The sequence below is a fragment of the Nitrospira sp. BLG_2 genome, assembly GCF_049222245.1.
Map to the genome: position 1 here is coordinate 1 of NZ_JBLYIG010000699.1, position 11,398 is coordinate 11,398.

The 11,398-nt window shown below is 53.9% G+C and carries 11 protein-coding genes; 1 reads left to right on the plus strand and 10 read right to left on the minus strand.

Translation table 11 applies throughout. From position 1 onward, the window contains the following. From ureC to urtA, 8 genes are all read right to left on the minus strand, one after another. Positions 1 to 1,466, minus strand: a 1,466-nt coding sequence (ureC, locus tag ACOSYY_RS18415; protein ID WP_421664310.1) for an urease subunit alpha, incomplete at its 3' end; no start/stop codon positions are given. Then, entirely contained in the window at positions 1,463 to 2,134 is a 672-nt protein-coding gene (ureB, locus tag ACOSYY_RS18420) for an urease subunit beta (protein ID WP_421664311.1), read from the minus strand. The genes ureB and ureC, both read right to left, overlap by 4 nt. Before the next feature lie 55 nt (positions 2,135 to 2,189). Further along, positions 2,190 to 2,492 (minus strand): urease subunit gamma, encoded by a 303-nt coding sequence (locus tag ACOSYY_RS18425; protein ID WP_421664312.1) that lies wholly within the window; start codon positions 2,490 to 2,492, stop codon positions 2,190 to 2,192. Between the two features lie 281 nt (positions 2,493 to 2,773). Then, complete coding sequence (urtE, locus tag ACOSYY_RS18430) at positions 2,774 to 3,508, minus strand: urea ABC transporter ATP-binding subunit UrtE (protein ID WP_421664313.1); 735 nt, start codon at positions 3,506 to 3,508, stop codon at positions 2,774 to 2,776. A 22-nt stretch (positions 3,509 to 3,530) separates the two neighbouring features. Continuing rightward, complete coding sequence (urtD, locus tag ACOSYY_RS18435) at positions 3,531 to 4,295, minus strand: urea ABC transporter ATP-binding protein UrtD (RefSeq protein ID WP_421664314.1); 765 nt, start codon at positions 4,293 to 4,295, stop codon at positions 3,531 to 3,533. Then, entirely contained in the window at positions 4,292 to 5,425 is a 1,134-nt protein-coding gene (urtC, locus tag ACOSYY_RS18440; protein WP_421664315.1) for an urea ABC transporter permease subunit UrtC, read from the minus strand. The genes urtD and urtC overlap by 4 nt, the downstream gene beginning before the upstream one ends. Then, complete coding sequence (gene urtB, locus ACOSYY_RS18445; protein WP_421664321.1) at positions 5,418 to 7,013, minus strand: urea ABC transporter permease subunit UrtB; 1,596 nt, start codon at positions 7,011 to 7,013, stop codon at positions 5,418 to 5,420. The genes urtC and urtB overlap by 8 nt, the downstream gene beginning before the upstream one ends. A gap of 161 nt (positions 7,014 to 7,174) precedes the next feature. After that, positions 7,175 to 8,545: an urea ABC transporter substrate-binding protein gene (gene urtA / locus ACOSYY_RS18450; protein WP_421664316.1), complete on the minus strand. Its 1,371-nt coding sequence runs from the start codon at positions 8,543 to 8,545 to the stop codon at positions 7,175 to 7,177. A 698-nt stretch (positions 8,546 to 9,243) separates the two neighbouring features. On the opposite strand from urtA, the gene ACOSYY_RS18455 reads away from it, so the two are divergent. Beyond that, positions 9,244 to 10,173, plus strand: coding sequence for a hypothetical protein (locus tag ACOSYY_RS18455; protein ID WP_421664318.1), 930 nt, complete (start codon positions 9,244 to 9,246; stop codon positions 10,171 to 10,173). Positions 10,174 to 10,242: 69 nt separating this feature from the next. Here the strand turns inward: ACOSYY_RS18455 and scpB are convergent, their stop codons facing one another. Both scpB and ACOSYY_RS18465 read right to left on the minus strand, forming a co-directional pair. Next, the gene (gene scpB, locus ACOSYY_RS18460; protein WP_421664319.1) at positions 10,243 to 11,040 is read right to left on the minus strand and encodes an SMC-Scp complex subunit ScpB; all 798 of its coding nucleotides are present in this window, start codon (positions 11,038 to 11,040) and stop codon (positions 10,243 to 10,245) included. Beyond that, on the minus strand, positions 11,037 to 11,398 hold a 362-nt coding region (locus ACOSYY_RS18465; protein ID WP_421664320.1), incomplete at its 5' end, for a segregation and condensation protein A. The genes scpB and ACOSYY_RS18465, both read right to left, overlap by 4 nt.

Sequence of the window (11,398 nt, forward strand, 5' to 3'; positions counted from 1 at the left end):
CGGCCGAATGCGCCGAACATCGGTCGGCTGATCGTCGGTTCCGGCGTTGGAATCGACGCGTTGGGATCGCCCATTTGAGCTTGAGCGATGAAGCCGCTCTTCAACACCATCTCCGGCTTGACCCCGAAAAATTCCGGTTTCCAGATCACGAGATCGGCGATCTTGCCGACCTCCACCGACCCGACTTCATGGGCGATGCCATGCGTGATGGCCGGATTGATCGTATACTTGGCCACATAGCGCCGGGCCCGGAAGTTATCGTTCTGACCAGAATCCTTTCCGCTCGTGGGCTTGAGGTGCCCACGCTGTACTTTCATCTTATGGGCGGTCTGCCACGTGCGCGTGATGACTTCCCCGACACGGCCCATGGCCTGCGAGTCCGACGACATGATGCTGATGGCTCCCATGTCGTGCAGGATATCCTCTGCGGCGATGGTCTCACGGCGAATGCGGGACTCCGCAAAGGCCACGTCTTCCGGAATCCGCGGGTTCAGGTTGTGGCAGACGATCAACATGTCCAGATGCTCATCCATCGTATTCATGGTAAACGGCATCGTGGGGTTGGTCGAGGACGGCAACACGTTCGGCTCGCCGCAAATTTTTATAATGTCCGGTGCGTGACCGCCGCCCGCGCCTTCCGTATGGAAGCTATGGATCGCTCTCCCCTTGATGGCCTTGATGGTATCCTCGAGATAACCGGCCTCATTGAGCGTGTCCGTATGGATCGCGACTTGCACATCGTAACGCTCCGCCACATTCAAGCAGGTGTCGATCGCAGCCGGCGTGGTGCCCCAATCTTCATGCAGCTTCAGTCCGAGCGCACCGGCCTCAATCTGTTCATTCAACCCTTCTGGTCGTGACGCATTACCCTTTCCAAAGAAACCGAGATTGATGGGAATCCCCTCCGATGCTTCCAGCATGCGATGGATGTTCCATGGCCCCGGTGTGCAGGTCGTCGCACTCGTCCCGCTCGAGGGGCCGGTACCGCCGCCGATCATCGTGGTCAGCCCGGCAGACAGGGCTTCCCAGCATTGTTGCGGACAGATGAAGTGGATATGCGAATCGATCCCGCCGGCCGTGATGATACGGCCTTCTCCCGAGATCGCTTCCGTTCCAGGACCGATTTCCATGCCCGGTGTGACATTCGGCATCAAATCGGAATTTCCAGCTTTTCCGATACCGACAATACGGCCGTCCTTGATGCCGATGTCGGCCTTGATGACCCCGGTATAATCAAGGATGAGCGCGTTAGTAATAACGGTATCCAGCTGACCACTGGCGCTGGTAGCCCGAGCGGATTGACCCATCCCGTCACGAATGGTCTTGCCGCCGCCGAAGACCGCTTCTTCTCCCGGCACAGTCAAATCTTCTTCGACTTCGATGATGAGTTCCGTGTCGGCAAGCCGAACACGATCGCCGATCGTGGGACCGTACAAAGATGCGTATTGTTTGCGCGAAATTTTCACCGTGAGCCTCCTTTTCCAAATCCACGATCAGCCGCGAGTGACACCGCCTTGGCTTTGAGCTTCGGATCATCCAAGGATCCATCCGTCAAGCCATTGATACCCTGAGCAAGTCGATTACCGGCAAACGCTACGAGCGGCACCTTTTTCTCTTCTCCCGGCTCGAACCGCACCGCCGTCCCGGCTGGAATGGCCAGCCGAAACCCGAACGCTTGTTCACGATCGAATTTGAGCGCGCGATTGGATTCAAAGAAATGGCAGTGAGACCCGACCTGGATCGGTCGATCGCCTGCATTCTTGACGGTCACTTCCTTCGTCTCTCGTCCCTTGAAGACTTCAATATCCCCTGCCACTGTCATAATTTCCCCCGGCACGATAGGGGCGGACAGCTCAGCTTTGACCGCGGCAGCTAAGGCCTCTTTTGATCTCTGTGGCGCGTCTTGTTTTTTCATTTTTGCTCCTCCTGCCCCACTGACCTTTTTGATCAGGGATTCATTTGCAGCAAATGCCAACCCATGCTGCCCTTGGTTAGTCAAGAGCGAGGCTGCACCGATTCCTGCCGCCACGCGTCCGCTCTGCACGAGAAACTGTCGTCTCGACGTTCCAGTTTTCTGGGGAACATTTTGCTTTCCTACATCCTCTCCGTAATCCTGAGACTCTTTCCTTTTCATGTTACTTTATTCCCTTTCGTTCACTGGACAGACCCGTGAATAATGAGATCGAAATCTATGGTATCGGATTGTGAACAGTCACGAGCTTGGTGCCATCCGGAAATGTCCCTTCCACCTGAAAATCACGGATCATCTCCGGCACGCCGGGCATTACGTCTTTACGAGACAGAAGCTGAGTGCCGTAGGTCATCAACTCAGCCACAGTTTTCCCGTCGCGGATACCTTCCAACACAGCAGCTGTGAGATACGCGACCGCTTCGGGATGATTCAACTTCAGTCCTCGTTTCTTGCGATCGGTCGCAAGCTGCGCCGCGACATAAATCATCAACTTGTCCTGCTCTCTCGGACTTAGACGCATAGTTCCTCCTCTGTCAGGTTAGGGCTTGACATGCACCCGTGTTCAAACGACTAATGATTCGATGATATTTGGTTTTGTGTACGCAGAGAGGTGGGATATGGATCCCGATCACAACACCGGAAGCTTATGAAAACTGGTTTCATTGCCCGACCCCTCTTAGGTTGGGAACTGTTAGTCGAAGCCATTCCTCGCGATAAACGATTGTCAGGTGGATTGGCTTCTAATAAGCGGATGGATATTTATCATGAAGCCGGAAGGCGACTCAACTCTTAACTTCTATCTCATACCGTTAGGTACTGCCTCACCATGTCGGCATTCAACTCCGTGCTCTTGCCCTGCGCCTTCACCGCCCCTTTGGCCATCACGACATACTTTTCCGCAAGGCGGGCGGCAAAGTGCAGCCCTTGTTCCACCAGTAGAATCGCGAACCGGCGTGAATTCTTAAAGCCGATGATGACGTCCTCGATTTGATCGACGATCGACGGCTGAATCCCTTCCGTCGGTTCATCCAAAAGAAGAAGCTTCGGACTGGAGAGGATTGCTCGTCCGATTGCTAATTGCTGCTGCTCGCCTCCGCTGAGCACGCCTCCCGGTCGGTGAAGGATTTGCGTCAGTTTCGGAAAGAGGTGATAGACCTCATCGAACGCCTCCTTTTCGGAGACATCCCCGATGATGGAAGGACGGTTCCAGTAACCGAGCAGCAGATTCTGATGCACCGTCAAGTGCGGGATGATCTCTCGACCTTGCGGGACATACGCGAGTCCCTTTCTCGCCCGAAGATCCGTGCGATCGTAGGTGATATCCGTGCCGTCGAACATAATTTTCCCCGACTTTACAGAGAGCAACCCGGTCAGAGTCTTCAACGTGGTCGTCTTGCCGACCCCGTTTCTCCCCATGAGGCACACCACTTCTCCCGGCTCGATCGTGAAGGAGACGTTCCGGAGAATATGGCTTTCGCCGTAGTAGGCATTGATGTTCTCAAGCGCCAGCGTTAAACGTGGTGAGAGTTGTTCCATTGTCGACTGTTCCGTTGTGAAACTAATGCGCGACCTTAGCCCGACCAAGGTAGATTTCCCGAACATGATCATCAGCTTGAACTTTTTCGACTGTTCCTTCGCAGATGACTGTTCCCTCTGCCAACACGGTCACGATGCGCGCGATCTGTCGAACGAAATCCATGTCATGTTCGATCACGACGATCGCATGCCTCTCGGACAGCGACCCCAGCAATCGTCCAGTCTGCTCCGTTTCCTTATCACTCATCCCGGCAACCGGTTCGTCGACCAACAGGAGCGCCGGATCCTGCAGAATCACCATGCCGATCTCCAACCATTGTTTTTGACCGTGCGACAAGGACCCGGCACGATCATGGGCATGGTTCGATAATCCTATGGTTCCTAGCGTCTCATCGATGCGCTCTCGCTCCGCCGGTGATGACCGTCCCATCAACGTTGGGAAGACTCCCTTGCTCGCCCGCTTAACCGAAAGATCCAAGTTCTGCCAGACCGACAAGTTGCTATAGATCGAAGGGGCTTGGAACTTACGGCCAACTCCCAGCTTCGTGATATCCTCCGCGTTCTTTCCGACTAAATTGATACCCTTATCGAAAATGACCTTCCCGGAGGTCGGTTTGGTCTTCCCACAGATCACATCAAGCAAGGTAGTCTTCCCGGCTCCATTCGGCCCGATCACGACACGGAGCTCGTTGTAGTGGACACTGAAGTTGCAGTTGTTCAGAGCTTTGAACCCGTCATAGTCGACGACTACGTTCTCGCATTTGAGAATCAGGTCTCCGTCCGTCACGCCGCCGTACTCCCTTCCGCCTTGATCAGAGGCTGGTGCGTCTTCTTCCGCCCGCTCAATTTCCGAATTATCCCCACCAGTCCATCCGGGAACATCGTCACCACCACCACAAAGAGCCCGCCAAGTATAAACGGCCAGGCCTCCGGGAAATAGTTGGTCAACACGCTGCGACCATAGTTAACGGCCACCGCGCCCAAGATAGCACCGATCAATGTGCCACGCCCGCCGACTGCCACCCAGATGACCACCTCAAGTGACGGCAAGACGCCGATTTGTGCCGGTGTAATGATGCCGACCTGCGGCACGTACAGCATTCCGGATAATCCCGCGAGCCCTGCCGCCACGACAAACACAAAGAGCTTGTACATCCAGGGGGTGTACCCTGAAAACGTGACTCGCGATTCGCTGTCTCGTATCGCGATCAGCACGTTTCCTGCCCGCGATGAAACAATCCAGCGACACAGCAAGTAGGAGGCTGCAAGGGCCAGGACCGTCAGAATATACAGTCCCCGTTGAGTCGATGGATCGGAAAGTCGAAAACCGAGCACCTGCTTAAAATCCGTCAATCCATTGGTGCCGCCGAGCCGCGTCTCGTTCCGATTGAAAACCAGCCAGGTCGCAAATGCCAAGGCTTGCGTGATGATGGCGAAGTACACGCCCTTGATTCTGCTACGGAATGCCAGGAACCCGAATATCGTCGCGAAGAGCATCGGGACAAGCATCGCCCCTAAGAAGCCGCCAATAAAACTCTTGAATGGATACCAAAAGAGAGGCAGCTCCTTGACCTGGGTCCAGACCATGAAGTCCGGAAGCTCACTTCCGTACACACTCTCTTTTCCGATCTGCAGTGTCAGATACATACCCATACAGTAGGCGCCAAAGCCGAAAAATACCCCCTGACCTAAACTCAAGACACCGCAATAGCCCCAGATCAAATCCAGCCCGAGAGCCAGAATGGCAAAGGCCAAAAACTTCCCGAACTGATTGAGACGAAAGTCGGAAACGTGCAGCCAGGAACTCTCAGCGGGCAACACATTCAACAATGGGACGACGATCAGGAACAACGCCCCGACTGCGAAGAACGTCAGTGTCTCTCGACTGTCCTGGTGAACTGGTACTGGTTCAGGCATCGGCACTCCGTCCTTTGGCCGCAAATAGGCCCTGCGGCCGCCACTGGAGGAATAAAATCACACCGATCAAGATAAAAACCTTCCCATACACCGCTCCGCTGAACGGCTCGATCAGCTTATTCAGCCCTCCAATTCCTAACGACGCCCAGATCGTTCCGGCAAGTTTTCCGACTCCCCCTGTCACCACGACCATGAAGGAATCGACGATGTAGTTCTGGCCAAGTCCCGGATCGACATTCCCTACCATCGTGAGCGCCCACCCAGCAATACCTGCCAACCCGGAAGCAAAAGCAAAGGTATACGAGTCGACTTTACGAGTCGGGATGCCGAGACAAGCGCTCATGTTGCGGTTTTGGGTGACCGACCGTACCCGAATCCCGAGGTTCGACCGAAACAGCAAAAAGTAAATCCCCAGGACGCAGATGATGGACAGCACGATGATGAAGATTCTGTTATATGGAAGATAGACTCCCACCATTACCTGGGCCCCCCCGCGAAGCGCACCGGGAGCGATGACTGCCGTCAAATCGCCGAAGTACACTCGGGCGGCCTGCATGAGGATCAAACTTACTCCCCACGTCGCCAGGAGAGTCTCGAGCAGCCGCCCGTACAGGAAGCGAATCACGGTCGCTTCGAGCACCCATCCGAATACGGCTGCCGCTAAAAAGGCGACGGGCAATGCCACAGGAAAATACCAATCGAAGACATCCGGAGAAAACCAGGTGATGAAAGCCTGTTGCGTAATGAACGTGGCATAGGCTCCTATCATCATCAGCTCGCCATGGGCCATGTTAATGACGCCCATCAATCCGAAGACGATGGCTAATCCAAGAGACATGATCAAGAGTATCGAGCTCAAGCTGATTCCTCGGAAGATCGTCTCCATGATACCGGCCCACCAGGACCATGACTCGATGTGATCTATGGCAGCTTCAGCCGCGGTCGTCAGCGCTTTCAGTTCATCAGTTGCCTCAGCCTGCCTGGCCGCCTCGACCAACTCCTTCAACGCTGGCACGCTGTTCAGGCTTCGCAGTTCTCCCAACTGTTTGACGGCTCCCAGCCGGACGGCAGGATCGCCGGAGTTCAGCTCTAGAAAGTGCTGCGACTCTTCCATGGTATACCGAACCCACCACACCTGCTCTCTCTGAGCCGCCTCCTTCAGATAAGGAATGGCCTCCATTCGCCCAGCCGAGGCGAGATCGGCCGCAGCCGACCGCCTGGAGTCAGGTGATTCGCTCATTAGATTTGCGCGATTTTTGAGCAGATCCACAACAGGCTTCACCGCTTGCCGGACGGCACGACCGCCCACTTCACGGATCTCGTCGAGTCGAGGGATAAGACTTGCGTCCCCTTTCTCGATAAGGACCTCTGCGGCCTTGTTGCGGACAGCTGCATCCTCGCTCTTAAGATCGATGAGTGCTTGCTCTATTGGATTGGAAGACGGAGGGTTAGCCGAAGCCGTTTGTCCTAGCACGTCAACCGCCAACGCTGGCTGCAGGCCAATTCCCAGAGGTAAAAATCCCAGGGATAAAAAGACGAACAGAACGGGTGCGAGTAGTTTCTTCGGGATTCCGGCCAGGCTTATCACCAATTAACCTCCTACGATGGCTTTTTCGACGAGACGCTGCTGGCAGGACATCCGGAACCTTGCCCACTATTAAATAAGTAAGATTCCAGCCTTGTTACCTGCCGGCAGTGTCCACCGTCAGGACGGTCAGTGAAACAGGGATACTGCCTGCGTCCCGATTCTTATTTCTTTTGATAAGTCCCTTGATGATTAATCCAATCGCAACCCTTTTCAGGATTGGTATACTCGCTCCACGGTTCCGGCTTCACCAATCCTTTGGACCGCCAGATGACCTTGAACTGACCATTCTTTAGAATTTCACCGATCAGCACCGGTTTATGGGTATGCTGGTTAGCTTCATCCATCATGATCTGGCCGCCGGGGGCAAGAAACTTTTGCCCATAGACAGCCTTGCGGACTTTGTCCACTTCGGTAGAACCAGCCTTTTCAACCGCCTGCTTCCACACGTAGACGCCAAAATACGCGGCTTCGATCGGATCGTCAGTGACGCGGTTTTCTCCATCCGGCAGATTATTTCGCTTACAATAGGCTTTGAAGTTCGCCACGAACTTCTTGTTTTGTGGCGTATCCACGCTTTGATGGTAATTCCACGCCGCCAAATGCCCGACGAGGGCGCTGGTATCCATCCCGCGCAGTTCATCTTCGGCAACGCTGAAAGCCATGATCGGCGCATCTTCCGCTCGCAATCCCTGGTTGCCGAATTCCTTATAGAACGGCACATTGCTGTCACCATTGATGGTACTGATGACGGCCGCCCCGCCACCTGCAGCAAACTTCTTGATCTTGCCGCAAATGGTTTGGTAGTCCTGGTGATGGAACGGGGTGTATTCTTCTTCAATGTTGGAGGCAGGCACTTTCTTTGCCAACAGCATGGCACGTAGAATCTTATTCGTCGTGCGAGGATACACATAGTCGGTGCCTAAGAGATAAAACTTCTTGTAGCCTCCCCCTTCGGGGCTCATCAAGTATTCCACTGCGGGCGCCGCTTGTTGATTGACCGCCGCCCCGGTGTAGAATACGTTACGGGAACATTCCTCCCCCTCGTATTGGACAGGATAGAAGAGCAGCCCGTTGTTCTTCTCAAAGACCGGCAGCACTGATTTGCGGCTGACCGATGTCCAGCAGCCGAACACCACGGACACCTTATCTTCCAAAAGAAGCTGCTTGGCTTTCTCGGCAAACAGGTCCCAATTGGAAGCAGGATCGACGACCTTGGCCTCGATCTGCCGCCCCATGACACCGCCCGCCTTATTGATTTCTTCGACTGCCATGAGCACGACATCGCGCAGCGACACTTCGCTGATGGCCATTGTACCGCTCAGAGAATGCAGTACCCCGATCTTGATGGGGGGACCACCGGCCGCATAGGACAAGGCATAGTTACCGAGATTTCCCAGTAGCGCCGCGACACCGACTCCCGCCGCCACGCGTCCACTTTGCCCTAGGAATTCTCTCCGCGACGATCCAGTCTCTCCGGTAGGAGCTTCCACTTCCTTGACGTTCTGTGAATCCTGTGGGGCTTTCTTGTCCATGTGCATCACTCCTTTTCGTATGCCGTGAGTTGCAAACTTCCGGTTGATGCTCATTCTGTCTAGAGCCTGTTCGCAAACGATCGCCGCCTGTATTAGCCTCTAGAGCAAAAAGTTCCTTCGATTCGACTGCTGTACGGAATTACCAGGTCGTGAACAAATGCATTTCCCTCCTTTCTCATGAACTCTTATGAACGCCAAGGAGCCAACAAAAATTATCTGAACTAACCAGAGAGACCCACAGTGAATGTTTACTTGCAATATACCTTGTACTGGGAAGGCGTCATCGAACTATTTGCTGATCCACTTGCCCCCTGTTTCATTCAACCCGTTTCCTCCGCACGAAGCATGAGATCATAGACAACATGACGCATTCTAAATGACTATTTAAAAAGAGCCAAATGATTATACTTTGTCTAACGCTTTAGAACCATTATAGAATCACTCCTAGCGTTACGAAGCCCCTAATCGACGATCTGTGCTCTCATCCATCAGAACAGAAGATGGGATATCAATCATTGCGCTACATCGTGATGCACCATGCCAGAAGGATCACCTGGATCCTATCGGGGAAACCCTGAATGAACGATGGTAACACCCCTGAGGGGTAGTCAAGAATCTACCGAAGGACCTCAGCCTTTTGTTTTTGCCGGATGTTCCTGCTACACTGCAACTTTTATTCACACGTGTGACGCGACGCCATGAGCTCCACGCAATATTGTTTCCCTAAGCAGGCACTGTGCCTGCTTATTTTTGGTTATTTGAGCTTCATTGTCGATGGCTGTGCAAGCTCTCGTCCCTCCACACCCATTCACGAATCAGCCCATGGGGCTGTGTTCTTGGAGGATGTCTCAGACGCCTCTTTCCAAGCTGCACATCCCATCACGTTGTCCGAGACAACCGTCGCAGATATATTGCGCGGCGTACACACGAAAGAAAAAACCGGCCTCTTATTGCTATTGGGTAAGGCCTTGAAGTCCACGAACCTGAACGATATTCGCACCTTCTCCGAGGATGATATCGAGTTCTTAGCCCCGCACATTACCACTGCCCTCGCTCAAGCGACTCCTAGTCATCGGGTGGGATTTCACCTCTATTCCTCCACTCCGGAAATTTCACAGTCGCAAAAGGCCAATCACAATAGAGAAACCACATCCGGCTATCTATTCGCAGACGGCTTGTCGCTGCATTTCACTTTGACCCAGTACCGACATCGCCCAGGGAAGAAGTCCAACGACAGCCAAAAGGAACCACGCCCGCTCCCGGACACTGACGGTCTCCGTGACCGAGAGGTCACGTTTCTGCCGGAAGCTGCCGTGCGTACGGACGCATACGATCGATCAAGCTGGATTGGAAAATCCGAAGATCGATCGCTCGCGATCGACTATCAGCTGCTGGCCAGAATACTTGCGGCTCCTCCACTTCGCGCTACTCAACCGGTTCCGGCGGCTACGGCTCCGGCGCCACCACCTCAAACGATTCCTGCTCAAGCGTCTCCGGTTGGAAAACAGGACGCAGACCTGCAGGCTTTTAAGGAAGAGATGAAAGCCCTTCGAAAAAAGGTGGATGAACAGGAGGCGGAACTTCAGCGCCTCAAGCATCCACCAACAAAGAAGAAGTCTACTCCTTAGCCGGATAAATCACGAGAGGGACCGTGGCCCAGGAATGAATGACACCGGATTCCACTTGTATGTCGCTCATTACTGAACTATAGGAAGAGGATCCAATACCTCATCGAGAGGGACGGATGTTTGAATCTCATCGTTCATTGAGGGGTCTTCACTTGTCTTGAGCGTCTCGATCGACTCGTTTCGAACTGAAATATCCCCGCACTCCATCGGAAGAAGTGATTGTTCTGCCTCGCCAAGCTCCTTGAACTCACGAAGCGGCGGCAGTTGTGCAAGGTCGCTCAAGCCGAAGTGCTCAAGAAAGAATTTGGTCGTCCCGTACATGATTGGACGGCCGGGGACTTCTTTACGACCGACAATTCTCACCAGTTTTCGTTCCAGCAGAGTACGCAACACACCTGAGGTTTCCACCCCACGGATTTCTTCGATCTCCGACCGCACCAGCGGTTGTTTGTAGGCAATGATCGCCAATGATTCTAGGGCGGATCTGGACAGTTTTGCCGCCGTCTTGGCCTTGTCCAGTCGCTTGATCCAGGGGGCATAGTCATGCTTCGTCACGAGACGGTACCCGCCCGCAACAACAGTCAATCGCACCCCACGCCCTTCTTTCTCGAGCGCTTGACCGATATTTCGCAATGCCTCTTCCACTTCAACCTTCGGCACGTTCCCCATTACAGCCACAACGCGCGCCAAGGACAGCGGCTCTGAAGAAACGAAGAGCAGTGCTTCCAGAATCGCCTGCAGCTCGCCCATTCCGCGCACCGGATTATCATCGAAGCCTTGATCACGAGACGATCCATTCACTTCTTCAATATTCATCACGTCGGCTTCCGGCACATGATGAACCACGTCCATCGTCAGTGGAGTCATACTCCCCTCCATTCTACATCGACATCATCAAACTCCGCCGGATCGGGCACCAAAGAGAACATCCGCGAGACTAAAATCGGTCCGAATGTTTCTGCCTGAAATACCCGAGTAACCCGCAGTTTCATCAATTCAAGTAACGCCAAGAACGTCACGACGATCACCATTCGGTGGCTTGATCCCTCGAACAGCGCAGCAAACGAGACCGAGTCTTTGCCTGCGAGCGTTTCCAGAATAAGGTTCATCCGTTCGCGAACCGTGAGATTGTCGGGAACAATCTCGATGAGCCGGCTGCTCGGATTCCGCTCCAGGATTTCCTTGAGCGCATCGACCAGATCAAACAGCGAGACATTTTCTAACG